At 41.1% G+C, this 25637-nt stretch carries 27 protein-coding genes and 1 riboswitch; of the genes, 3 read left to right on the forward strand and 24 right to left on the reverse strand.

The window, feature by feature from the left end; translation table 11 throughout:
* Positions 1-9: 9 nt before the first annotated feature.
* From ACE1TH_RS12340 to ku, 5 genes are all read right to left on the reverse strand, one after another.
* Entirely contained in the window at positions 10-384 is a 375-nt protein-coding gene (locus ACE1TH_RS12340) for a VOC family protein (protein WP_099302993.1), read from the reverse strand.
* Complete coding sequence (locus ACE1TH_RS12345) at positions 381-1235, reverse strand: hypothetical protein (RefSeq protein WP_099302995.1); 855 nt, start codon at positions 1233-1235, stop codon at positions 381-383. The genes ACE1TH_RS12340 and ACE1TH_RS12345 overlap by 4 nt, the downstream gene beginning before the upstream one ends.
* Before the next feature lie 78 nt (positions 1236-1313).
* Complete coding sequence (locus tag ACE1TH_RS12350) at positions 1314-1712, reverse strand: VOC family protein (RefSeq protein ID WP_099302997.1); 399 nt, start codon at positions 1710-1712, stop codon at positions 1314-1316.
* 38 nt (positions 1713-1750) lie between these two features.
* Positions 1751-2044: a hypothetical protein gene (locus ACE1TH_RS12355; RefSeq protein ID WP_099302999.1), complete on the reverse strand. Its 294-nt coding sequence runs from the start codon at positions 2042-2044 to the stop codon at positions 1751-1753.
* Between the two features lie 104 nt (positions 2045-2148).
* The gene (gene ku / locus ACE1TH_RS12360; RefSeq protein WP_099303001.1) at positions 2149-2979 is read right to left on the reverse strand and encodes a non-homologous end joining protein Ku; all 831 of its coding nucleotides are present in this window, start codon (positions 2977-2979) and stop codon (positions 2149-2151) included.
* A gap of 85 nt (positions 2980-3064) precedes the next feature.
* Between ku and ACE1TH_RS12365 the strand changes: the two genes are divergently transcribed.
* Positions 3065-4876, forward strand: coding sequence for a DNA ligase D (locus tag ACE1TH_RS12365; protein WP_375079144.1), 1812 nt, complete (start codon positions 3065-3067; stop codon positions 4874-4876).
* Between the two features lie 28 nt (positions 4877-4904).
* Here ACE1TH_RS12365 and ACE1TH_RS12370 read toward each other — a convergent pair whose 3' ends face one another.
* From ACE1TH_RS12370 to ACE1TH_RS12415, 10 genes are all read right to left on the reverse strand, one after another.
* On the reverse strand, positions 4905-6110 hold the full coding sequence (locus ACE1TH_RS12370; protein ID WP_375079145.1) for a M20 family metallopeptidase: 1206 nt from the start codon (positions 6108-6110) through the stop codon (positions 4905-4907).
* A gap of 18 nt (positions 6111-6128) precedes the next feature.
* The gene (locus ACE1TH_RS12375; protein ID WP_099303007.1) at positions 6129-6998 is read right to left on the reverse strand and encodes a MetQ/NlpA family ABC transporter substrate-binding protein; all 870 of its coding nucleotides are present in this window, start codon (positions 6996-6998) and stop codon (positions 6129-6131) included.
* A 22-nt stretch (positions 6999-7020) separates the two neighbouring features.
* Positions 7021-7701 (reverse strand): methionine ABC transporter permease, encoded by a 681-nt coding sequence (locus ACE1TH_RS12380; protein ID WP_099303009.1) that lies wholly within the window; start codon positions 7699-7701, stop codon positions 7021-7023.
* The gene (locus ACE1TH_RS12385) at positions 7682-8719 is read right to left on the reverse strand and encodes a methionine ABC transporter ATP-binding protein (protein ID WP_099303011.1); all 1038 of its coding nucleotides are present in this window, start codon (positions 8717-8719) and stop codon (positions 7682-7684) included. The genes ACE1TH_RS12380 and ACE1TH_RS12385 overlap by 20 nt, the downstream gene beginning before the upstream one ends.
* 140 nt (positions 8720-8859) lie before the next feature.
* Positions 8860-8962: riboswitch (SAM riboswitch) on the reverse strand.
* 121 nt (positions 8963-9083) lie between these two features.
* Positions 9084-9860 carry a sulfite exporter TauE/SafE family protein gene (locus ACE1TH_RS12390; RefSeq protein ID WP_099303013.1) on the reverse strand — a complete coding sequence of 259 codons (777 nt, stop codon included), beginning with the start codon at positions 9858-9860 and terminating at the stop codon, positions 9084-9086.
* 38 nt (positions 9861-9898) lie between these two features.
* Positions 9899-10129, reverse strand: coding sequence for a sulfurtransferase TusA family protein (locus ACE1TH_RS12395; RefSeq protein ID WP_099303015.1), 231 nt, complete (start codon positions 10127-10129; stop codon positions 9899-9901).
* A gap of 22 nt (positions 10130-10151) precedes the next feature.
* Positions 10152-11264 (reverse strand): MBL fold metallo-hydrolase, encoded by a 1113-nt coding sequence (locus tag ACE1TH_RS12400; RefSeq protein ID WP_099303463.1) that lies wholly within the window; start codon positions 11262-11264, stop codon positions 10152-10154.
* Positions 11265-11280: 16 nt separating this feature from the next.
* On the reverse strand, positions 11281-11847 hold the full coding sequence (locus ACE1TH_RS12405; RefSeq protein ID WP_176554384.1) for a sulfurtransferase TusA family protein: 567 nt from the start codon (positions 11845-11847) through the stop codon (positions 11281-11283).
* Positions 11848-11876: 29 nt separating this feature from the next.
* Complete coding sequence (locus tag ACE1TH_RS12410) at positions 11877-12356, reverse strand: DsrE/DsrF/DrsH-like family protein (protein WP_255224502.1); 480 nt, start codon at positions 12354-12356, stop codon at positions 11877-11879.
* A gap of 91 nt (positions 12357-12447) precedes the next feature.
* Positions 12448-12708, reverse strand: a complete 261-nt coding sequence (locus ACE1TH_RS12415) for a metal-sensitive transcriptional regulator (RefSeq protein ID WP_099303019.1) — start codon at positions 12706-12708, stop codon at positions 12448-12450.
* A gap of 166 nt (positions 12709-12874) precedes the next feature.
* Between ACE1TH_RS12415 and ACE1TH_RS12420 the strand changes: the two genes are divergently transcribed.
* Positions 12875-13714, forward strand: coding sequence for an STAS domain-containing protein (locus ACE1TH_RS12420; protein WP_255224501.1), 840 nt, complete (start codon positions 12875-12877; stop codon positions 13712-13714).
* An 81-nt stretch (positions 13715-13795) separates the two neighbouring features.
* Here the strand turns inward: ACE1TH_RS12420 and ACE1TH_RS12425 are convergent, their stop codons facing one another.
* Genes ACE1TH_RS12425 through iolA form a run of 9 tightly spaced genes read right to left on the reverse strand, consistent with a single transcriptional unit; the run spans position 13796 to position 24607 of the window.
* Positions 13796-15385: a solute:sodium symporter family transporter gene (locus ACE1TH_RS12425; protein WP_375079146.1), complete on the reverse strand. Its 1590-nt coding sequence runs from the start codon at positions 15383-15385 to the stop codon at positions 13796-13798.
* A gap of 44 nt (positions 15386-15429) precedes the next feature.
* Positions 15430-16476, reverse strand: coding sequence for a Gfo/Idh/MocA family oxidoreductase (locus ACE1TH_RS12430; RefSeq protein ID WP_375079147.1), 1047 nt, complete (start codon positions 16474-16476; stop codon positions 15430-15432).
* A 16-nt stretch (positions 16477-16492) separates the two neighbouring features.
* Entirely contained in the window at positions 16493-17368 is an 876-nt protein-coding gene (gene fba, locus ACE1TH_RS12435; RefSeq protein ID WP_375079148.1) for a class II fructose-1,6-bisphosphate aldolase, read from the reverse strand.
* Positions 17369-17386: 18 nt separating this feature from the next.
* Positions 17387-18427 (reverse strand): bifunctional inositol 2-dehydrogenase/D-chiro-inositol 1-dehydrogenase, encoded by a 1041-nt coding sequence (gene iolG / locus ACE1TH_RS12440; protein WP_375079149.1) that lies wholly within the window; start codon positions 18425-18427, stop codon positions 17387-17389.
* Positions 18428-18453: 26 nt separating this feature from the next.
* Positions 18454-19377 carry a myo-inosose-2 dehydratase gene (iolE, locus tag ACE1TH_RS12445; RefSeq protein ID WP_375079150.1) on the reverse strand — a complete coding sequence of 308 codons (924 nt, stop codon included), beginning with the start codon at positions 19375-19377 and terminating at the stop codon, positions 18454-18456.
* Positions 19378-19389: 12 nt separating this feature from the next.
* Positions 19390-21300: a 3D-(3,5/4)-trihydroxycyclohexane-1,2-dione acylhydrolase (decyclizing) gene (gene iolD, locus ACE1TH_RS12450; protein ID WP_375079151.1), complete on the reverse strand. Its 1911-nt coding sequence runs from the start codon at positions 21298-21300 to the stop codon at positions 19390-19392.
* A gap of 18 nt (positions 21301-21318) precedes the next feature.
* Positions 21319-22305 (reverse strand): 5-dehydro-2-deoxygluconokinase, encoded by a 987-nt coding sequence (gene iolC, locus ACE1TH_RS12455; protein WP_375079152.1) that lies wholly within the window; start codon positions 22303-22305, stop codon positions 21319-21321.
* Between the two features lies 1 nt (position 22306).
* Entirely contained in the window at positions 22307-23131 is an 825-nt protein-coding gene (gene iolB / locus ACE1TH_RS12460) for a 5-deoxy-glucuronate isomerase (protein ID WP_375079153.1), read from the reverse strand.
* A gap of 9 nt (positions 23132-23140) precedes the next feature.
* Positions 23141-24607: a methylmalonate-semialdehyde dehydrogenase gene (gene iolA / locus ACE1TH_RS12465; protein ID WP_375079288.1), complete on the reverse strand. Its 1467-nt coding sequence runs from the start codon at positions 24605-24607 to the stop codon at positions 23141-23143.
* 239 nt (positions 24608-24846) lie between these two features.
* Here iolA and ACE1TH_RS12470 point away from each other — a divergent pair, with 239 nt between their 5' ends.
* Positions 24847-25599, forward strand: a complete 753-nt coding sequence (locus ACE1TH_RS12470; protein WP_375079154.1) for a DeoR/GlpR family DNA-binding transcription regulator — start codon at positions 24847-24849, stop codon at positions 25597-25599.
* The last annotated feature ends 38 nt before the right edge of the window (positions 25600-25637 follow it).

The raw sequence follows: 25637 nt of genomic DNA on the forward strand, positions 1-25637 counted from the left end.
GCTTATTTTTTAATCGATTTCACTCATAAATTCAATTGTATTTCCATCTGGATCATTGATAAAAATTTGATGAAAGCCGCTTGTGCTGAACTTTTTTTTAACAAATGGGATATCGCGTTGCTGTAAAAATTCGATTACTTGATCCACATCTTCTACGCGAAATGCAACATGTCTGCCTCGTGTTTTGATCTCGTCATTCTGTCTGCTTCCTTGTTTATCCTCAATTAAATGAAGTTGCTGTGTACCTAACGCATACCATGCACCTGCAAAATTAAATGGCGGGCGCACTAATCCACGTAGCTGTAAGGTTGCACCATAAAATGCCCGCGCGCGTTCAATATCACTCACAATGAGACTAATGTGATGAATGCCTGTTATTTTCACGGACTTGCCCCCTCTTCCTGCAGTTGTAGCAACAGATCGAGCGCATTTTCTTTCTTATCCGAATCTTGACGGATCGCAGCAATTTGCGTCACGTCATCATGCGTCTCAACATTTTCTAATAATCCGTGCCCTTCAAGCTGCAAGCCAAATAATTGTTCTGCCGATTCATCTTCTAATGCCGCATAAACATGCGCAGATGCAGGAGCTTGCTCAATGATTTCTTCATTAATCTGATCAAGTGGTACAAACATACCTCCTTCAACATACGCATAAAACGTCTCTTCATCAAACACGTACAGATCAGGACGCTCTGTTGCGAGAAGGACCGTCCCCCGTTGCTGAGCCCCGACATCAGCAAGGTTGTCCGTTTCAACCGAGTGATACGTTAATGTCGTAACAACCCGCTCCCAAGCTGGCATCATTTTTAAAATATTCTCCTCCACCAAAGCCTCAGCCTCTTCACCCGCACCAGAAAGAGGATGGAGAAACGAACCATAGAACATGATCTCCACGTTTTCTTCAGGTAATGCTGCAAGTTCTTGTCGCTCCTGGTAGTTCGAATAAATCGTACGCCCAACTGTAGCGAGTATCATGAGTCCGACAACCCCAACGAGCATATGGATTTTGTAATAATAGAAAAAATGGCTCCATTTGTCTTTAACCGTATCTTCTTTTTCTGTACCATAATCCCTAGTGTTGCGAATATATGTATACGCTTCCGTTTTTTCATCTAATGAAATCGTTGAATCCGCCTTATGCTTCCGAATCCACATCATGTATTGTCGCTCGATTTCTTCGTCGGTGGCATCTTCTGAAAGGTTTAAACGACGGTACGCTTCCTCATGGTTCATAGAAATCACCTACCCTTTACATTCTCTCTCTATTATAAAGGATGTCGTTTTGAATGATAAGCGTCGTTGAGCATCTTTTTAATTCTGTTTGTTCGGACGCAGTTCGTTTATCCGCTGCTGCTCTTCCAACTTATTTCGATATTCAAACAAACCAATACGATTTCCCCATGGATCTGAAAATGTTGTCCACTTCACAGGCACTTCATCTCGTGAAAACGCCTCTATTTCAACAATCTCTAACGTCTCTTGCATACGTCTGACTTCATCTTCTAAGTCCACAACCGCCAAACGCATTGGTCCACTCCCTTGCGTAGGTTGCCCTTCCGCCACTTGCAACCAACACCCAGGCAACATTTCCCACTCTGCAAACCCTTCATGAGGAGTAAAATCAGCCTCGCGATTAAAAAATGTCGTATACCAACGTATACCCTCTTCATAATCCAGCACCCGCACCTGATACGTCATTTCAAAAAACATAAACAGCCCCCTCTTCTTCGTTTAACCAATTCTATCATTTACGAAGAAAACAGCGGGCTTATATTCGTATAGGTCTGAAATTTCTTTCGCTCATTCTCATCTTTAAAAAAAGATAGCACGTCTAAAAACGTTTGATCCCTTAATCTACTTAAAAGGATTTGATCCATTGTGTTATCTTCTACCGCAGCTAACACCGTGACATTGCCATAAAGCCACTCAAATGCTTTTGTTTGAAAATGATAGCTTTCATTCCACTCAATGAATAAACGAACGCTGTCACTAAAAACATTCTTTTTCTTTTGTAAAAATTGGCCAACTTCTACTTGGTTCACGCCGTACTCCCCTTTATACCATCTCTTTCTCTTTAGTATAAAAGAGGCAGCGACTTGAAGCGAACGGAGATTACAGGGAAGGAAGGAAAGGTTTTACTTTCCTTCTAAGCGTTCTTCTTAGCTTTTGTAGACGTTTTTTTCTTTGCAGGCGCTTTTTTCTGTTTGGTTTTATCAAGCGATGCTTGCAACGCGGACATAATGTCGGTTACATTTGAATCGGTTTTCGCTTCTTGTGTTGTGGTTACAACCTCTTCCCCAGCCTTTTTCTTTTCAATTAACTCCATAAGCGCATGGCGATAGTCATCTTGGTATTTTTCAGGATCAAACGGAGTAGTCAGTTGTTCAATTAACATTAGAGCTGCGTCTAATTCCTTTTTTACTATTTCTTGTTCTTCAGGTACGTTTGGTACATCTTCAAATTTTCTGACCTCATCTGGAAAGTGAATGGTCTCCATCATTAACCCTGTCTGATAGACACGTACAATCGCCAATTGTTCTTTTGAACGAATCATAATTTTAGCGATTCCAATCTTTTTAGATTTCAGTAACCCTTCACGCAACAAGCCATAGGCTTTACTTCCATTAGAATCAGGGGCGATAAAGTAACTTTTCTCAAAATAAATCGGGTCAATCTCTTCTAACTTCACAAAATCAATAATTTCTACCGCTTTGTCTTCCTGTTCTTTTTTAATTTGCTCTAAGTCTTCCGCATCAAGAACGACAAATTTGTTTTTCGCATACTCATACGCTTTTACAATGTCTTCATTCTTCACTTCTTCTTCGCAATCAGGGCAAACTTTTTTGTAATTGATTGGCGTATGGCACTTTTTATGAAGTTGTCTTAGCTTAATATCTTTGTTTTCCGTTGCGGTATGCAGCTTTACAGGGATATTCACGAGACCAAAGCTAATGCTTCCTTTCCAAACCGTGTGCATGCTTTCACATCCTTTTTCCCTTAATATGTGGGGAACCCTCATATTTTATGTAGACAAGGTCAGACTAAAGGCTTGAGGTGAAAAGATGAAACCGATGTTAGCCACCACAGCATCAGAGCTTCCTGAAGGAGATCATTGGCGTTATGAAGTGAAATATGATGGGTATCGCTGCTTCCTTCATTGGGATGAAAACGGTCCTCGTTTATTTAGTCGAAATGAAAAAGAACTAACAAGCCTGTTTCCTGAAATTATTGATGCTTGTACGGAAATGAAACCAAAAATAAGTAATCATCTCCCGCTTCTATTAGATGCAGAGATCATTTTTAAGGTAAATCCCTATCAAAGTAACTTTTCCATTGTCCAACGACGCGCGAAACTTCGTACGGCGACACAGATTAAAAAATACGCACAGCGCTTGCCTGTGACGCTGATGATCTTTGATCTTTTAGTGGATAAAGGCGTTTCACTGGTAGCGCAACCCTTAAAAGATCGAAAACAAATTTTATCTTCACTTCCTTTCGATTCGCCTGTTTTGCCTATCATTGAAACGTTTCAAACTACGAGCGAGATACAATCAATTATTGAGCAATATCACGGGGAAGGCACGATAGCAAAAAAGGACACAAGCGCTTATGAAACGAAACGATCACGTCAGTGGCTGAAAGTTAAGCACTATCAATACGCTCACGTCATTTTAACCGAATACGAAAAAGGGAACGGCTATTTTCAAGGTGCTGTTTACCGAGGCAATAAGCTCGTTCCAATTGTTCATTTTTCGAATGGCTTAAAAGCTGAAGATCGCTCAATGCTTGCTACTCTTTTCGAGAGAAATGGCACACGTATGAATAAAGAAAAATGGTCCTTGCCACCTTCGATTTGTGTGAAAATTGGTTGCATTGGTTTTGATGGCGTGCACTTACGAGAGCCATTTTTCCACTCTTTTTTACTTGAAGAAGAAGCTGAGCATTGCACGTGGCAATCTCTCTTCCAGCAGATCAATCCCTTGCCTACTAAGGTCGACATTACAAGTGGAGATAAACCGATATGGCCAGCAATCAACATTGAAAAAATAGATTTTTTACAGTACTTGCATACCGTAGCACCTGCTATGCTTCCTTTTTTAACGGAACGGCTGCTCACAACAATTCGCTATCCTCACGGGTCAAACGGCGAATCATTTTTCCAAAAAAACTGTCCTGACTATGCACCTGCTTTTATTGAAACGTATCAAAAGGATGATATTGACTATGTTGTCTGTAACAGTACTGAATCATTGCTATGGCTTGGGAATCAGCTTGCATTAGAGTACCATTTGCCTTTTCAAAAGAAAGATCAGACACGGCCATCAGAATTGGTGTTTGATTTAGACCCACCTGATGTGAACCACTTTTCTTTAGCGGTCAAAGCAGCCATTGCGTTAAAAGAAGTGATCGATTCCTTTGGGTTACAGGTTTATCTTAAAACGTCTGGAAACAAAGGGTTGCAGCTTTATTTGCCTTTACCGGAGGATCAGTTCACTTATGAAGAGACAAGAGTCTTCTGTCGCTTTATAAGTACATATGTCGTGGAACAAAACCCAGACTTGTTCACGCTTGAACGGTTAAAGAAAAATCGAAAAGACCGCTTATATGTGGATTATTTACAACACGATGATGGCAAAACGATTATTGCACCTTACTCACCTCGTGGTCATGTCCGTGGATGGGTCGCCACTCCGCTTTATTGGGAAGACGTGACACCTAAACTTGAACCGTCAATGTTTACATTGCCAACCGTTTTAAAACGTCTCCAAGCAGAAGGTGACCCGTTCCGAACGTTTCGTCACAATTTAGATGAACAAGGTAAACAATTTACACAAGTCCTTCATCAGCTTAATAAACTTCTGGCACAAACGTAAAGACGATCCCTTAGGACCGTCTTTATGACTATCGTGACTCTGCTACTCTTTTTCGAGCTTCAAGTTCATCTTTTGCTTTTTCAAGTATGGTTGGATTCGTAAGGAGCTGATAGCCAATGAGCGCTAGACCTTTGGCGCCTGTTAGTAAGGCTTCATCTCCTTTTTTCGAGGCAGCGGCTTCTCGAAAAGGTACAGTATGTGCAATTAGATCACTCGACCCAATTTTAATATATGGATGAATGGTTGGTACCACTTGACTGATGTTGCCCGTATCGGTTGAACCAAGGCCATCTCTTTCTCCAGGAATAATCGTTTCGCCTAGGGAGGTAAATGTTTCTGTAAACACCTCATTTAACGTGTCATTTGGGATGAGGTTATCAACTTTATTTTGGAACTCAGCAATCTCCACTTCTGCCCCTGTTGCTAATGCAGCTCCTTGCGCAATCGCATCTACTTTCGCACGTACATCATTTGCTTTCGGGCGTGAATCAGCCCGAATGTAAAACCTTGCTCGCGCATAGTCTGGCACGATATTTGGCGCATTTCCGCCATCTGGGATGATTCCATGGATGCGAACATCGTCTGTGACATGCTGACGTAGCGCATTTATGCCGTTAAAAAGCTGAATAACTGCATCAAGTGCATTTACCCCTTTTTCAGGGGAACCAGACGCATGCGCGGAAACACCACGAAAAATATAATCAACAGGATCAACAGCAAGCGAGGCGCCTGACGGTCTTGTTTCGTTCGCTGGATGAATGATCAAGGCAGCGTCAATGCCTTCTAAATACCCTTCCCGTACAAAGCTTCCTTTCGCACTTCCGTTCGTTCCACCTTCTTCAGCAGGTGTTCCAAGCACGACAATACGCCCACCGACCTCTTCTAATTGTTCTGCTAGCGCAATCCCGGCTGCTACACTCGTGGTTCCAATGATATTATGACCACAAGCATGGCCTAATCCCGGTAAAGCGTCATATTCAGCGAGAAAAGCAATCGTTGGCCCAGCGCCTACCCGCTTTTCAGCAACAAAACCGGTTGGGTGACCAGCAATGCCTTCTTTAATGGTGAAACCCGCTTCTCTTAATAACGTTGTTAAGGTTAAAGAAGCAAACACTTCTTCATTTCCGACTTCAGGATTTTCGTGAATTGCATGACTGGTTTTAATATACGTTAAACGATGTTGAATAAAGTGTTCTTGAATCGCTTCTTGAATTTCTTTTATCGCTGTTGGCATCTTGATCACTCCTCACCATTATCTAGGGTAGCTATTTAACTCATCTAATGAAATAGCTGTCGGGATTCGAGCCCCTTTATGTTCTTCTAGAATGACATTCTCCACGTCTTCCGACTGATAAAGCTCGACAAGGCGTTGCAACACAGGATTGTCTTGATCTTTTGTTTGAGCAGCAATGATATTAATATACGGTGTAGCTGTTTCGTCTTCTCTAAAAATAGCATCCTCTGCCGGACTAAGTCCCGCATCAACAGCGAATCCATTATTAATAACCGAAGCATCAACATCTTGCATTAAACGAGGCGCATTGGCCGGTGCGATTTCTGTTAGGGTTAATTCTTTCGGATTGTCTTTAATTTGATCAAGCCCACTTGTCACACCAAAGTCATCTTCTAATTCAAGCAAGCCTGCTTCTGCCAGCAACATTAAGTTTCGAGCTTGATTTGTAATTTCGCGATCGATCGTAATTTCAGCTCCATCTGGGATGTCATCGACATTGTCATATTTATCAGAATACAACCCCATTGGCGCAAGCACCGTTGAGCCAATAGCGGCTAAATCTAAATCGTGTTCTTCTCTAAAATTGTCAAAGAAAGATACCGTTTGGAACGCGTTTATATCAATCGAACCGTCTGCTAATGCTTGATTTGGCTGAACGTAGTCACTAAATCGTACAATTTCCACGTCAATGCCTTCTTCTTCGGCTAATTTTGCAACATGATCCCACTCAGGTGAGTCAGAACCAGTAATGCCTACTTTCACATCAACAGGGTTTTCTGGACTGTAGTCGTCTCCTACATCAGCAAGGGTCGATGTGTCGTTTCCGCATGCTGCTAACGTAAATGTTGTGGCACCTGCTATCAAAAAGGCTTGATGAATTTTTTTCATAATGGATTCTCTCCTTCTCTCTCTATCGTCTTCTTACTTTTTTAGAAGCGATGTTTCCAACTGTTTGAATCACTTGAACCATCAAAATTAAAATCATTACAGTTACAAACATTGTCCCATCATCAAAACGGTTATACCCATAGGCAATCGCAACATCGCCAATTCCGCCTGCCCCAATTGCACCAGCCATAGCGGTTGCACCTACAAGTCCGATCGTAGCAGTTGTCATGCTGAGAATAAGCGAACTCATTGCTTCAGGGACGAGAAATTTAAAAACGATTTGCCATTTCGAAGCCCCCATTGAATCAGCCGCTTCTATAATGCCTGGCTCAATTTCTAACAAAGAGTTTTCGATTAACCGCGCGATATAAGGACCTGCATAAAACACAAGCGGCACAATCGCAGCTGTTGTTCCTAAAGAAGTGCCAACAAGCAAACGCGTTAACGGAATAATAGCAACAAGCAAAATAATAAATGGAATCGACCGCAAGACGTTAATAACCGGATTAATCGCATTGTAGACAACACGGTTTTCCATAATATGACCTGGCCTCGTCACGACAAGAACAATGCCAAGTACGACTCCAAGAATCGCTGAAAATAATAATGACCATGCGACCATATAAATGGTTTCAAACATTGCGTCGACTAAAATATCACTTGAAATTTGCGGGCGTATCGGTTCAGGCAACCAGTCCAGCATAGTTCGTAACCTCCTTTACTTTGATTGAAACCGATTTGAAATAACGTTCAGCCGATTGCTGAGCAGCAGCTTCTCCTTTTAAACTTAGATAAATCGATCCAAACGTCGTTCCACGAATTTCGTGCATCGAAGCATGAAGTAGTGACACACGTAAACCTTGGTGAACTAAATCGTTTAACAGTGTGGATTGATCTGTATCGTCCGTTATATCGAGTTGATAAACCCGCTCATCGCTCCCTTTATTTGCGAGATGTTGCTTCACTTTTTGTGGAAGGTCATCAGGTATAATCGATCGAACAAATTTCTTCGTTGTCTCATGTACCGGCTGTGAAAGAATTGTTTCAACCTTCTCAGTCTCAACAATGTCTCCACTCTCCATCACTGCGACTTTGTTACAGATCTCACGAACAACACCGAGTTCATGCGTAATCATCAAAATAGTAATGTTGTATTCTTTATTAATTTGCTTTAAAAGCTGCAAAATCGAGCTCGTTGTTTCCGGATCAAGCGCCGATGTTGCTTCATCACATAAGAGAATTTCAGGGTTCGATGCAAGGGCCCGAGCAATCCCTACTCGCTGCTTCTGTCCACCTGAAAGTTGATCTGGATAACGTGAAGCAAATGCCTCTAAGCCCACATAGCTTAATAGGTCATTTACACGCTTATTCACAGCCGATTTCTTTGTCTTTACTAATCGCAATGGCGTCGCAACATTTTCAAATACCGTTTTTGACTGTAGTAGATTAAAGTGTTGAAAAATCATCCCGATATTTCGCTTTGCTCTTTGAAGTTGACGAGAATTTAGCTGCATCAAATTCTCTTTATTCACAATCACTTCACCTGCTGTGGGGCGTTCGATTAAGTTAACAGTCCGAATAAGTGTGCTTTTACCCGCTCCGCTAAAACCGATGACTCCATATATATCGCCTTTTTCAACTTGTAAATCAATTTCGCGCAATGCATGGATGTCTTGCCCATTAGATGAAAATGTTTTTGAGACACCTTTGAATTCAATCACACCATTTCCTCCTATCCATATTTGTTTAATCAGATTTTTTGATAAAACGCTCCCTAATATTTTCGTCTTTCCTTTTTAAAATGTAAAAAGCCCCTCTTCCAAAAATGAAAGAGGGGCGAAAAGTCAATGAATTATCCACGCTCTTATCATCCAGGAAGTTTTCCTGCAGGCATTAGCACCTTCCACCATAGTGGGGTTGCTGAAGCGTCATCGGGCCAGTCCCTCCGCTCCTCTTAATAAGAAAAATATTTAATTAGTTGTTGAACGTAGTGTAGCAGATTTTATTTTCAAAATGCAAGAGTTTTTTTAATAATTTTTCACGAAAGCGTTTCATCATAAAGCAATTTCTTTAATTACTTAGCAATTAAAAGAGTGTCCACCATATTTGAATCGCAGACCCTAGAATAAGCAGCGCTAGCAACCATTGCAGGACTTTCGTATTCATGTTTTGACCAAATTTCGCACCAATAGGTGAAGCAATTAAACTCGCAATAATCATAACAAGCGCAGGACCATATAATATTTGGTCGGTCGCCACTTTTCCAACTGTTGAGCCGATTGAGGAGATGAATGTGACCGCAAGAGAGGTCGCAATCGTTACTCGTGTAGGTAACTTTAAAACGGTTAACATAATCGGTACGAGTAAAAATGATCCCGCTGCTCCAACAATTCCAGAAGCAATTCCTACAATAAACGATAAACTAGCCGCAAGCCCTCGATTGAAGGAAATTTGATTGGCGGGTTGTTCAGAAATTTGTTTCTTAGGCAGAAACATCAAAACGACCGCAACCGTCGCAAGAACAGCATAAACAATGTTCACCGAGCTTTCTGTGAAGAAGTTTGATGCAAACGCTCCAATAAAACTTCCGACTAGAATGCTGCTCCCCATATAGACAATCAGTGTGCGATGTAAATACCCTGTACCTCGATAAGCCCACACACCTGCTATGGTAGCGAAGAAGACTTGTATGGCACTAATGCCTGATACTTCATGTGCCGTAAAAGCCGCGAAGCCAAACATTGGTGGTATAAAGAGGAGCATTGGGTATTTTATAATTGAGCCACCAACCCCAACCATTCCCGAAACAAATGAACCAAAAAAGCCAATGATGAAAATCGTGATGATGAACAAAATGTCCATAAATGTCTCCTAACCGAGAGGGATTCCTTTCCCTTCTCTTACTCGCCCTTTTTTATATGAAAGGTGAGAACTCCATCTTCTTCTTTTGACTTAAGCAATTCGTGACCTGTTGACCTTGCCCATGCTTCGAAATCCTTTAATGCTCCTTGGTCGGTTGCTTGCACCTCTAAAATATCCCCTACGTTTAGTGTCTTCATTTCTTTTTTCGTTTTAACAATTGGCATTGGGCATGCCAATCCTTTAGCGTCTAATACCTTGTTTACATTCATCGTAGTAGTCTCCTTTTTTTGTTTATCGAACGGCACAACGGTTTGGTCCAACTTCCATTTCCCGTTGTTCTTCTTCATTTGGTTCTTTTAAACCTAAATTGGTTTCGCGGATTTCTTGATAAGCATTCGGTTGTGGCGGCAGGTTGTCCGTCACCATGGAGCGAAATGTCGTTTTATCCTTCACATTTAAACCATGGTTTTTCTCAAATAAGACGCCCAACTTTTCTCCGACACTGCCATCTTTGTTTAATTCATCCACATTCATAAAATGAGCAGGTAGTACAATTAGCTCTGACGATAAGTCTTTGTATTTGGAATAGAGAGAGTTTCTCAAATCTGCTACCCAATCATCTGCTTTCCCTGCTAAATCTGGTCTCCCAATGGAATCAATAAACAAAATATCCCCTGTTAGTAAATATGCATCGTCAATCATAAAGGACGTTGAACCGATCGTATGACCTGGCGTATACAATGCCTGGATGTCAATTCTTGTTGACCCGACTTGAATGTGAGAACCATCTTCAATTGGCTCGTAATGAAACGTTACCCCTTCTGCATCTTTTGGCGGAAGCCAGTACTTTGCATTCGTTTGTTCCGCAATCGTCCGCCCTCCAGAAATATGATCCGCATGTAGGTGCGTGTCTAAAACATGGGTAATGGATGCTCTTTTTTCGCTAGCAAGAGTTAAGTAAGCATCTGTCATCCGCGCTGAATCGATAACAACAGCTTCACTACCCGAAATCAGCATATAAGAAAGACAGCCTTTTCCAAGCCTAACAAATTGGTATAACTCGCCCCCACTGATGAGGTCAGCGATTTTGATTGGCTCTAAATGCTCACTCCAAGCCTTCATGCCACCTGATAAATAAGAAACAGACAACCCTTCATCCACTAACATTTCTCCAACCATAATCGATGAATTTTCTTTCGCACATACGACTAGTATCGGTTGATCAGACGGGAGTTTCGGTAAAATTCCTTCTACCCCATCTAATAGATCAAAATAAGGAACATTCAAATAGTCAAATTGTATACCTTCCACTTTCCAATCCTCAAATGCATCTTCATTTCGAACGTCTAGAATAAACAATGGTTCTTGCTGAATGACTTTATTTGCTAATTCTTTTGTCGTCATCGCTGTTAAACTCACCTTAATTTCCTCCCTCGGTTTTCCATTGGCTCATACCAGGAATCACATTGACTACATGCTTATAGCCATTCTTCAATAACGTGTGTGCCGCTAATTCGCTTCGATTGCCGGTACGACAAACGACATAGATGGTTTTTTCTTTGTCGACCTCTTGTATTCTCTTTTCTAATTCTCCTAATGGCATTGATTGCGCGCCTGGAATATGAAACTCCTCATATTCATTCTTTTCACGAACATCAAGAATGGTCATAGGTTCGTTATTCTGAATGGCTGTTTGTAAGCCTTCATTGTTCACAACATGAGGAAAAGAAAGTCCTTCCTCTTCATGATCTCCAGCTACACGCAAATAATGTTTAAGGATGTCTCCATCTTCAACGGTGCCAATATAGCTATGCCCAGCTTTTTGTGCCCATGCTTTTAAATCAGCTGTCGAGCCTTTATCAGTTGCTTGGATTTGAACTACACTTCCTGGCTTGATGTCTTTCATCGCTTTTTTTGTCCGTACAATGGGCATTGGGCAGGCCAACCCTTTTGCATCGACGAGTAAGTCATATTTCATTTCTTCCATTACAAACACTCCCTTGATTACATCCATTTTTAGATGAATAGATTAACGTTTCCATCTTCAGCGTCTGCTAAATAAGCAGCAACCCCAGCATATTGACTACTTTCTCGTAATTCTTCTTTTTTTAATCCTAGTAAATCCATTGTCATCGTACATGCAACTAAGTTGATGTCTTGCTCTTCTGCTAGATCAATTAAATCAGCCAAGGGCATCGCATTATGCTTTTTCATAACGTTTTTGATCAACTTCGGACCAATACCAGCAAACTGCATCTTTGATAACCCCATCTTCTCCGATCCTCGTGGCATCATTTTGCCAAACATTTTCTCCATAAAACTTTTATTCGCTTTAATCGGCTCATCTTTACGTAGCGCATTTAATCCCCAAAATGTATGGAAAATTGTTACTTCGTGGTCGTAAGCCGCCGCTCCATTGGCAATGATGTACGCCGCCATCGCTTTATCATAATCACCACTAAATAAAATAATATTGGTTGTTTTTCCTTCACTCATACTATAATCCCTCCGCTTATATACACGTACCCCTATGGGTATTAAAAAATATAAAAATTTTTTCTAAGATAGACAGACTTTCCTGTCTACCTTAGCGGCTTTTCACGAGTAAATTGACAGCTTGATCCACGTATTCTTTCGTGTCTTCGCCCTCTTCAATCGCTTTTTGAACACATTCAACGAGGTTTTCACTAACAATCACACCCATTGTGCGGTCAATCGCTGTTCGAGAAGCAGAAAGTTGAGACACAACATCACGACAATCTTCGCCCTCTTCCATCATTTTTAACACGCCACGAATCTGACCCTCAATGCGTTTTAAACGATTTTTCATCTGATCTGTATATTCCAATCCTTTCACCTCTTTCTAATAACTTGTGACCTTATCATATACCCCTATAGGTATGTTGTCAACTCTTTGACTTCTAATCTCTAATGTTTTCAATTATTACGTTTATAACATATGATATAGACAAGCACGCACGCTTAACTAATAATAACCTTAAGGGGGGATGGTCATGTCACTATATAATTACATAAAAGCCAAGACATGGAATTTAACTGAACAGTGGTATGCTAATTTGGACAAATCAAAAGAAGGTGTATATAGCTCTAACGATCCAGTTAAAATTGACCGTTTAAAGAAACAAAATCATGATTTTCATGAATTATTTTGCGAGCTTTTCCGAGATGATTACAGTACGCAACAAAATGAAGCATTCGAAAAGTGGATTCTTTCTATCGCGAAAGATCAGGCTCATTTAGCGACACCGATTCCTGAGATTATTGAAGAATTTTTAAATGTACAAGAACAATACTTAACGCTTATTAGAGGCTATATCGCTGAAAATCGCGACACCGTCACGTTCGAACAATATGATGGCTGGCACAATATTCTTTTAAAAGGATTTAGAGAAATAGTGATTGCGTTTAGTAGAAGTAACATGGAGCAAGCGGATGAACAGTTACGAGCACAACAAGAAATGATTACAGAGCTAAGCTCACCGATCATTAAACTCCGCCGCCACATTGCCCTATTGCCTTTAGTAGGCGAAATAGATACGCACCGTGCTCAAGTCATTTTCACGCAAACATTAGAAGAATGCGTCTCTAACGATATTCACTCTTTATTAATTGATCTTTCGGGCGTACCTGTTGTGGATACAATGGTTGCCAATCAACTCTTTTCTCTAATTGATGGATTAAAATTAGTAGGAACCAAGGCTTCATTATCAGGGGTTCGACCTGAAATCGCGCAAACATCCGTTACACTAGGAATTGATTTCACTACTACGAAAATCTATTCAACCATTGAACGCGCACTAGACGAACTATTGGAGCGCACGCATTCCTATTAAAAACAAAAGCAATCAATCGCTCATAGCGGCAATTGATTGCTTTTTTTGGTGCATATTGGAAATTTGGTCTTGATCAATCTTTTATTTTGCAATGCCCCATGGAGAAAAGAGGACATATGTACCGATAACGGTAACGACCACAATCGCACTAACCCAATAACGGTGCTTCCAAGGAGTCAGATCAACTTTTTGCTTGCCTGTTTCAAACACAAATGGAGTTGTATTTTTTTGCAAACGACTTACTCCCCATAGAATAAATAAATCTACAAAGAACATCACACTAAATACATATAAATAGTGAACATCTAAAAATAACTGCGTTGCTCCATAAACAACAACATGGAAAATGAATGTAAATTTCGCAGCAAACGGCGTTGCATATTTTGAATAAAATCCTAATAAAACGATGACCAATAGTGGCATGCTGTACAGTCCGTTAAATTGTTGAACAACATGGTATAAACCAGCAGGTGCAAAAGAAATGAGGGGAGCAATAATTGTCGCTGTTAACCCAACACTAATTGTAAAAATTTTACCGACACGAGCAATTTGTTTGTCGGTTTTTTCTTTACCAATTGGTTTATAAAAATCCAACGTAAGCAAAGTTGAAGCAGCATTCAATGCTCCAATAAAGGAACTTAAAATAGCCCCAAAGATAACAGCTGCAAATACCCCAAACATCCACTCCGGTAATACGGCAGATACTAGCATCGGGTAAGCGTTATCTGAATTCGATATGCCATCACCGAACAAATTAAGAGCAATAATTCCAGGAAAAACAAGGAAAAGAGCTCCGAATATTTTGAAGAAACCTACGTATAAAGCACCTTTTTGACCCTCTCGAAGATCTCTACCAGCCAATACTTTTTGCACAATCATTTGATTTGTACACCAAAAAAACAAGTTATTGAAGAACATTCCAAGAAATAACGTCGGCCAAGGTACATATGCAGAATCTACAGGCCCAATTGCATTTAGCATATCAGGGGTATTTAGACGAATCGTTTCAAAACCCGATAACAGGTTCCCGTTTCCCAGCATGATTAACCCTAAAATTGGTACAGAAAGTCCAGCAACGAGTAAACCAATTCCATAGATCGTGTCACTAAATGCCGCTAACCTTAGTCCACCTAACATTAAGTAGGCAAGGCCCACAACGCCAATTGCCCCAGCAATTAAGGCAATAGCCACAAGTGGATCGACACCAAGCATATCATCGATAGAGAAGATTTGGTTGAACACTAACGATCCTGAATAAAGCACTACAGGTAAAAATGATACAACGTATGTAAAGATGAATAAAGCAGACGCAATCTTTTTCGTTGTTTTGTCAAACCGGACTTCTATAAAATCGGTCACTGTATCTACACCGTGCTTCAAATACTTAGGTAGAAAAATTAACGCCAGTGCGACAATCGCTATTGCTGACGTTACTTCCCACGCCATTACTTCCATTCCAGCAACATAGCTTTGTCCATTCTGACCAACAATCTGTTCTGTTGATAGATTCGTACCAATCACAGTACCTGCAATGACAATGCCTGTTAAACTACGCCCACCTAAAAAGTATCCTTCAGAACTCGTATTATCGATTGTCCTACTTTTTCGATAAGCAAATACCCAAATTGCGCCAACAATGAAAAGAAACGTAGCGATCGCAAAAGCGTTCAAAGTCAATCTCCCCCTTTTTTTACGAACCTAGTTGTATGAGGACATTAAGCTTTGTCCTGTTGTAAACTAGCATTTTCAGCTGTAAATTCTTCCATAATAACTTTCTTACCTGTGCGATATGCATGTGTTGCCGCTAGTGCTATTCGTAAATTCTCTGTAGCATCTTGTTCATTGACAAGTGGTATTTCTCCGGTTTGTATACAATGGATAAAGTGTTTTAATTCCTCAATGTATGCGACACGAAATCTTGTTTGAAAATCAGGGAACACTTTGAAACTACTTCCAGATTGATTTAAGACTGTCACCTGCTGTTCTCGCAAACTCCCAACAAATAACGAACCCTCTGTACCAATAATTTCAGCACGAATATCATAACCGTAAGGAGAGTTTCGAGACACTTCCATATCGCCAATGGCGCCATTCGCAAACTCAACATACGTTAACCCCTGGTCGATATCATTCAACTTTTTCATAAAATCATGCTTCAACACATGTCCATGAGCAGAAACAGCCGTTATCTTTGTATTCAATAAGTAACGAGCGATATCATAATCATGAATGGAGCAGTCAACAAAAATACCTCCACTGTGTTTAATAAATTCTGCGGGAGGTGATCCTGGATCCCTAGTGAACGCTTTGAAATAAAGCGGTCTCCCAATTTCTCCATTCTCGATCCTTCGTTTAGCCTCTGCGTATCCTGGGTCAAACCTTCGCATAAAACCTACTTGGCAAATGATGTCTGCGTTTCTTATTGCTAAAGACACTTCTTCAGATTCTTCAAAATTTAATGTTAACGGTTTCTCTACAAAGATATGTTTCTGATACAAGGTTGCTTTTTTGATTATTTCAGCATGTGTACTTGTCGGTGTGACTATTACTACTGCTTCCACGTCTGGATGGGTAAGCGCATCGTCAACAAGTGTAGAATAATGTTTAATTCCAAACTCATTCGCAACTTCTTTAGCCCGGCCTGGCATTGGATCTACAACCATAATTAGATTTGTTCCATGAACTTCCGTTAACAGATTTTTTGTATGAGCATAACCGAGACGGCCTAGTCCCAGCACTGCAATGTTAATATGTCGTTTCATCTTTTCCCCCACCTCTTTAAGACTTTACCGTTCTGGACGTTGCTTTACGTGAGGATCCAAATTCCTTCATTTTCTGTTGGACAGTTCGTTGAACGGCTTCGATTCCCGATGCGAGTAGGGTAGCGGGCTCAAATGCATCAGGTTGTTCAATACATTGTTTTCTTACTTGATCAGACCATGCAATCATGCACTCGGTATTAATATTAATTTTCGCATGACCTAATTGGATAGCTCGTTGTATATCATGATATGAAATACCGGAAGCACCATGAAGGACAAGAGGAATATCTGTTAGCTTCGAAATCTCTCCCATTTCTTTAAAACCTAGCTTTGGTTCACCGTGATAACGACCATGGACAGAGCCTAATGCTGCAGCTAGAGCATCAATGTTTGCTTCTGTTACCAAACGTTTGCACTCATTGACATTCGCATAGGAGACTCCGCCAGTTATACCATCTTCTGTACCGCCGACTGTGCCGACCTCTGCTTCAACACTAACACCATACTTCTTTGCATATTCGGAAACCTTTTTTGTCATTGCAATATTCTCAGTAATAGAAAGATGCGATCCATCAATCATAACCGAGCTAAAGCCAGCATCAATCGCTTGAAAACACGATTCCACCTCTCGCCCATGGTCAAGGTGTAACACAATAGGAACTTTTATATTTAGTTCTTCTCTTAACGAATGAACGACTGAAACGACTGTACGATATCCTCCCAAATATTCAATCATTCGCTCAGATGCAGCTGCAATAACTGGTGATTGTTCTGCTTCTGCGGCAAGAAGAATGGCTTTCGTCCACTGCAGTCCATTGATATTAAACTGACCAATTGCGTACTGGTTCTGTTTTGCTTCTACGAGCAGCTCTTTCATTGAAGCAAACGCCATCTCATCCACTCCTCTCTTTTACAGTGCTTGTGCTTTCGTTTTTTCTTTTTTATAAAAATCAGGACAATCTGGAAGATCAATGTTCTCCCTCATATTTGAAGTCTGAGCTCTCACACACGCATCAGCTGTTACTGCAGCAATATAACCATCCCAAGCTGTCGGTCCAGATACAGTTCCTTTTTCTCGAACGGTATCAATAAACTCTTGAACTTCAACATCATAAGCATGGGCAAAACGTTTTTGCCAATCCATTCCAATATCTATCCCAATTTGACCATCTTTCCTTACTTGAATATGCGCTTCATCTGGCAAACGAATGAGTCCATCTTCACCTACAACTTCACATTGAATGTCATAGCCATACGTGCAATTAACAAAAATTTCAACATTCATGATAACCCCGCTCTTTGTTTCTAACATTACGATTTGTGGATCTTTCAAGTGGGGCAAAGCATGCTTTGTTTTTTTGGGATAGAATACTTGAGCGGATACATAATCGTCATCAATTAACCACCTTAAAACATCAATTTCATGAATCAACGTATCGTGAATCGCCATATCTGTTGAATAACGCTCAGCAACGCTAGCATTTCGATGGGCACAATGCACCATCAACGGTTCCCCAATAACATTTCCGTCAATTGCTTGTTTTAATTGTTTGTAACCGTTATCATAACGGCGCATAAAACCCACTTGCACAAGTGGGTGCCCGTGTGCGATCTCTGCCTCTACAATTCGCATACATCCATCTGCGGTTGTCGCCAAAGGTTTCTCACAGAAAATAAACTTTTTTGCTTCAATCGCTCTTAGGACACTACTCTCATGTGCTTGACCCCAGCTTGTAATAAACACCGCTTCTACATTTGGATCTTCAATTAGGTCAACATCGTCTTTATATAATGTTGCACTTAATTTAAATTCATCAAGGACAGCTTCTGCCGCTTGTTGGTTTACATCCGTGACTGCAACAATCTCCGCCCCTGCTAAACTCTTCGTCACGCGACGAATATGATCTCTTCCAATTGCGCCTGTGCCAATAACACCAATTTTTAATGCCATCTCTAACACTCCAATACTAGTAATCTTCAAACACCAATTGATCCTGTTGTTCTTTTTATTAATCTCGTATCTATATAGTTCTTTGCTCTAAGCGCATATTCTAGTGGGTGAGCAATCTCCGGGTCTTGTTCCGCCTCTACAACAATCCAACCTTGGTAACCCCCCTCTATTAAACGTGAAAAAATCGGCTCAAAATCAATACAACCATCTCCCGGCACTGTAAATATACCTTTTATAAACGACTGTCTAAACGAAAGGCCGCTTTGTTCACATGTTGACATGATTCCACTACGGACATCTTTAAAATGAACATGATTAATTCGATCGAAAAACGTTTCGAGTAGATCAATGTAATGCCCATCCCCATCTGAAATAAACGTATGACCCGTGTCGTACAATAACCCAACGCATTCCGGTTTTGTTCCTTTCATAAGTTGATCGACTTCTTGTTTCGTTTGTACGACCGTACCTAAATGGGAATGATAAGCAAGTTTCAACCCGTAGGAACGGGCAATACCACCTAATACATCCAAGCCTTTGCACAACGTTGTCCACTCTTCATCTATTAGGACAGGTTTTAATGATCTTGAAAACACATTGCTATCTTTGTTTTGAACACTATATGTTTGCTCTGAAACTATAGCAACTTCTGCATTCACTTCTTGTAAAAAAGCACAATGTTGATGAAATAATGCAGCAGTCGAGCTCAAACCATCTCGAATGAGATAACTTGAAAACCATTGCCCTGCAATCTTTAACTGACGAAGCTCAATCTCTTTTTTTAGAATAGGTGCTTCGGGAAAAAAACCACCAACCTCTGTTCCTTCAAACCCCGCAACAACAATATCACCAAGAAGGTGGGCAAGCGTATTGCCTGCTCCAATTTCCGGCATATCATCATTCCGCCAGCCAATGGGTGCAATTCCCCACCTTATCTGTTTGCCGGTCATAAGAATCTCTCCTCAATAGAGCTTTGCTGTCTTTAATTTCGAATGACGATCTTCATGCGCGCGCTGCACGGAGATTTGTGTTGATGTAGCTGCTACACCAACATTCCACCAACTTTCATAGCCATCTGTCATTGTTTTTGGTAGGACTTTTATCTCTATCAATGTCGATACATCTTGAGATTTGCTGTCTTCAACTGCTTCTTCAAGCTCTTTCACTGTGGATACACGATAAACTTTTGCGCCATATGCTTCAGCCACCTTTGCATAATCGATGTTCATAATCGCTCCTGAATGAGTACGAAACTCACAGCCAAGACTGCCGCTACCATGGTCCATTTGCAAATTGCTAATACACCCAAAGCCAGCATTATCAAACAGAACAACATTTAATTTATAGCCATGTTGTATCGCTGTAACCAGTTCTGAATGCATCATCAAGAAACTACCATCGCCTACAAGTGCGTATACTTCTTTGTTAGGCTCTGCTAATTTCGCACCAAAACCACCAGCAATTTCATAGCCCATACAAGAGTACCCATACTCTAGATGATACGTATTTGGCGTTTCGGTCTCCCATAAGCGCTGAAGATCTCCTGGCAACGACCCAGCAGCACATACAATGACAGCATCTTCAGCTATGACTTGATTCAGTGCTGTTACCGCAGTGGTTTGTGGCAATTCCGTTTTTAAAGAATCTGCATATTCATTTAATTGTTGTTGAGAAAATTGACCTTTTATTTCAGGTTCAAATTGGTCACGACTATATGAAATAGATGATAATCTCTCTCTTTCCTGTAACCATTCCGTTTTCCAATACTCAATTGAAGTATGATGACTCTCATAACCTGTTAAATGCTCAAAAAGAGCCAAAAGCGTTACTTTTGCATCTGCCACGATTTGTACAGCATCCATTTTATACGCGTGCATTCGGTTAATATTAATATTCACAAATGAAGCGCTCTCAAATGAAAAAGCCGTTTTCGATGAAGAGGTAAAATCTGTGTAGCGCGTCCCTACTCCAATGATTAAATCTGCTTCTTTTGCTGCAAAATTGGCCGCCTTGGTTCCTGTTACACCGATACCGCCTAAATTATATGGATGTTGACTTTCCACAGTAGATTTACCAGCTTGTGTTTCCACCATAGGGATTTTATACGTTTCAGAAAAAGTAATTAACGCTTCTCTTGATGCTGAATACTTTGCCCCGCCCCCGATAATGAGCAGGGGCTTTTTGCTATGACGTATGGCTTGAGCAGCCTGATCAAGCTCACGATGATTTGGTTCACGTCGATCTACATAATGAACTCTCTTTTCAAAAAAAGAGGTCGGAAAATCGTATGCCTCTCCTTCCACGTCTTGGGCGATACAAACCGTTGCAGGACCAGCTTTTGCTGGATCTGTCATGACTTCAAACGCTCGGAGTAAGCTGCTCATTAGTTGCTCCGGACGGGTAATACGATCCCAATAGCGAGAAACCGGTTTTAATGCATCATTTGTCGTAATCGCTGCACTGTGCTCTTGCTCAAACTGTTGTAAGACCGGATCAGGCTGACGCGTCGCAAACGTATCAGCCGGAAGGAGAAGAACCGGAATATTGTTTGCTAAAGCCGTTCCTGCTGCGGCTACTAAGTTCGCTGCCCCCGGTCCAACTGATGTTGTGACAGCATAGATTTTCTTTCGGAGCATTTGCTTTGAATACGCAATCGCAGCGTGCGCCATTCCTTGTTCATTTTTTCCTTGAATGACTTTAAGATGTCCAGCGTCTTGTTCAAGCGCTTGACCGATGCCAAGTACGTTGCCGTGACCGAAGATGTTAAACATCCCTTCTACAAAATGCTCTTCTTTTCCATCAACTGAGATATACTGGTTGTTTAAAAATTTCACAAGAGCTTGCCCTGTTGTTAAACGAATGGTTTCTGCCATGTTGTCTAGACCTCCTTCTCACACACGCTGCTCGTGCTTCGCCAAGAGCGCTTCAATTTCTTCCACTGTCGGCATTGCTTCAGAAGAGCTATGCTTGCTTACAACAATCGCTGCTGATGCTCCGCCAAATTGCAGCGCCTCACGAACAGATTTTTCATTGAGCAACGCATACAAGAATGCCGAGGCATAAGAATCTCCTGCACCAAATGTTTTTAATACCTTTGACGGATACGCTTTTGCGCGGGTTATCGCACCATTCTTTTCAAACGCAACCGAACCATCTACCCCATGCTTAATGACAACAAGTTCAGCTCGATAAGCAAGAAGGGATTCTGCTGTTTGCTCATCATTATTGCCTTCATGATTTTCAAGAATGTTGTACTCATCGCGCGTTCCGATGACGATGTTTGCTTGTTCAGCTGCCCATTTATAGTAAACCGACGTTTCCTCCGCTGATTGCCACGTGTATGGGCGATGATCCAATTCAAAAACGATCGGAACACCTTGTCTTTTTGCATAATCAACAGCTTGAAACACCGCCTCACGAGAAGGGCTTTGTGCTAATGCCGTTCCTGAGATAAGAAGCATTTTTGCTTGTGCAATATACCCTTCTGATACTTCTTCGGGTCGCAGGTATAAGTCCGCCACATCGGTACGATACATTAAAATGCTGCACTCTTCAGGGCTTTTAATTTCCGTAAACGTTAACCCTGACTTGCGGCCTTCTGTATCCGTTACCATTTGAGACGTGTCAACGCCGACTCGATCCATATACGATTGGATAAACCGACCGTGCTGGTCATCAGACAGTTTTCCAATAAACCCTGTTTTTAGGCCAAGTTTTGATGAACCGATCGCGATATTTGCAGGGGAACCACCTACGTATTTTGAAAACGTCATCGTTTCTTCCATCGGTCGATTGTACTCCGTTGCATTTAAATCAATACAGGCTCGCCCGACCGCAATTACGTCAAATCGTTTATCTGTTGCAAAAGTAAATCCCATATTATGAATCCTCACGATCTAAGATCCATTCATGCGCTGGATCATTATAGAATTTCCATGTCCGTTTAGGACCTGCCATAACATTTAAATAGTAAGACGTATAGCCGTCTGGAACGCCAACTGGATGATAGCCTGCTGGTACAAGCACAACGTCTCCATGCTCAACGGTCATCGTTTCATCAAGGCTACGATCATCGGTATAAACCCGTTGAAAGACAAACCCTTGAGGCGGATCTTGTTCATGATAGTACGTTTCTTCTAAAAATGATTCATGCGGTAAATTGTCTTGGTCATGTTTATGGGGCGGATAGCTTGAGAAGTTGCCGCTCTCTGTATACACTTCAACAACTAAGAGTGAGTCCGCCACATCCAATGAATCAGGCAAAATATTGTGCACAGATCGTTGATTCATCTTTATGCCTCGATGTTCCGGATGAATGTCTTTACCAGAAAGCAGACGATTTTGTCGCTTTGTCAGTCCAGGTGCATAACAGAGCGCAATTCGTGCATCCGTTTCTGCTTGGACGCGATACGTTTCTTCTTTAGTGATGTATACACTATCCGTTGGTACTTTTTCAAACACACTCTTTCGTGTGCCAAGAGATTCAAACGTTTGCTCACCGGCTACCACCGTTGCTTTTCCTGTTAAAATAACTGCACAACACTCTTGGTTGGTTAGAGTCTCTTCAAAAACAGCTCCTTCTTCTAAGTCAATAACAGCAAAGCCTACATACTCTAGAGGTGTGTTTCCCTCTTTTACATCATGAACGATGCGTACCCCTTTTGATAACGCTCTTTGCTCTGGTTTTCGTAATAATTTGGCCATACGTACCTCCTAATCTTCAAAAACAGGATCTACAAGACGAGCTGTTACGACTTTTTTACGTGTATAGAAATCAACACTGTCTTTTCCATTCGCGTGGAGTGTTCCAAAAAAGGACGACTTCCAGCCAGAGAATGGGAAAAATGCCATCGGAGCTGGAACACCAAGGTTTACACCTAACATACCTGCATCAATGTTTTCACGGAAATAGCGAATCGCTTGCGCATCCTTTGTAAAAATACACGCACCGTTCGCAAATTCTGATTGATTGGCCGTCGCAATTGCTTCTTTAAGGTGCTTCACACGGACAACCGACAGAACAGGAGCAAAAATCTCCTCTTTCCAAATTTTCATATCCGTCGTAACGTGGTCAAAAATGGTTGGACCAACAAAGTAGCCTTCGTCACTTACTCGTTCTCTCCCATCTGTAAGGAGTGTCGCACCTTCTTCAACCCCAGATTCGATATAGGAGAGGGTTCGTTTCTTATTCTCTTCACGAATGACCGGGCCAAGAAAAACGCCATCATCCATGCCATTTCCAATTTGCAAGTTGTCTGTTTTTTCCTTTAAACGCGCAATAAATTCATCCGCTATGGCATCTTCTACTGTCACAACTGCACATGCCATACAACGTTCACCAGCAGAACCAAAAGCCGCTCCAATGATATCATTTACTGCTGTATCAAGATCCGCATCTCTTAAAACCACCGTGTGATTATTAGCACCTGTTAATGCTTGCACGCGCTTTAAATTTTCGCTCCCTCGCTTGTATACATACTCACCAACAGGCTTGGAACCAACAAACGAAATTGCTTTAATCTCCGGATGATCAAGAATCCCATTCACCACATCATGAGCACCATAAACGATATTGAACACACCATCAGGGAGTCCTGCTTCTTTTAGCAAGTCTGCAAATTTTTCGACAAGTAAAGGTGTACGCTCTGACGGTTTAAGAATAAATGTATTTCCAAGTGCGATTGCCATTGGAAACATCCAGCAAGGAACCATCATCGGGAAGTTGAACGGTGTGATCCCACCAACAACGCCAATTGGATAGCGATAGTTGCTCGCCTCTACATTTGTTGCAATGGCAGGCAAAGAATCCCCCATCATTAGTGAAGGTGCACTAGCGGCAAATTCAACGTTCTCGATGCCACGCTGTACTTCACCACGTGCTTCTGTTAAATTTTTTCCATTTTCCATTGTAATAAGTTGAGCTAATTCTTCTTTATGTTGTTGCAATAATTGTTGGAAGGCAAATAGCACCCGTGCACGACGCGGAACAGCGACATTTGACCACGTCTTAAAAGCTTCCGCCGCTATCTCAGTTGCATATTGAAGTTCTTCTTTTGTTGAGAGCGGAACCCGACAAAGCACTTCCTTCGTGGCCGGATTAACCACTTCCTCATACTCTGCGGTCTTACTATCGATCCACTCCCCATTTATGTAGTTTTTTAATGTACGAACTTTACTCACTGTTTCTGCCACCACAATCCCTCCATCTATAAAAAATTAATCGTAATCGCTTTCATTAAAACGACTGCAAAAAACTCAATTGATCACTTATTGGTTATATATTAATTAACTTTTGGGTATGTGTCAATGATTTAGAGAGATATTTTTTTGTTAATTCGTTTTTAAATATAGGTGTTGATTATGTTTTGGGTATAATGGTATAGTATGAGTTAAGAATTTGCGAAGTAGGGAGTAAAACGATGAAGGTAGTAAGAATTCAAGAAATGGAGAACTATATTTTGGCAAACGGTACCGTTTCCATAGACGATCTATGCGAACGTTTTGGTGTATCGAAAAACACCGTTCGTCGTGATATTAATCGTTTATCAGAAAAAGGTGTCATTGAAAAAGTGTATGGTGGTGTGACTGCAACGGAAAAGCAGTTAATCCCGTTTGAAAATCGTCATCACGTCTATAATGATGAAAAAGTTCGGATTGCTTTACATGCAGCATCTTTTATTGAAGATCAAGACTTTGTCTATATCGATTCAGGCACGACAACGAAATGGATGTTTGATGATTTCCCTGAAGATAAATCGATTACAATCTTAACCAATAATTTGGATGTGATTAATGCTGTATCTGAAAAAGAGAATATTGAACTGTTTGTATTAGGAAATCACTATCAAGTAAAGACCCGCTCCTTTGTTAGCATTAGCGGGTTATCCTTACTCAACAAATACAATGTGGACAAAGCCTTTATGGCTTGTACCGGGGCTAGTATAACAAAAGGGTTAACGAACGCAGATCTTCACGAATACGAAGTGAAAAAGAGCATTGTTCAGAAAGAAAATGAACTCTTTTTACTGGCAGATGCTTCAAAGTTCGGTCAATCAACGATGCTCACGTATGCCCCATTATCTCGAGCAGATCACATTATCACGTCTGCTCCTTTAGATGAAGCGTATGAAGCGTACTGCAAAACAGAGAACATCACATTACACATTGTTTAATCAAGCGTTTAATTAATGACGAAAGCGGCGAACATTAA

It is taken from the genome of Shouchella sp. JSM 1781072, from assembly GCF_041949915.1.
Taxonomy (GTDB): Bacteria; Bacillota; Bacilli; order Bacillales; family Bacillaceae_D; genus Shouchella.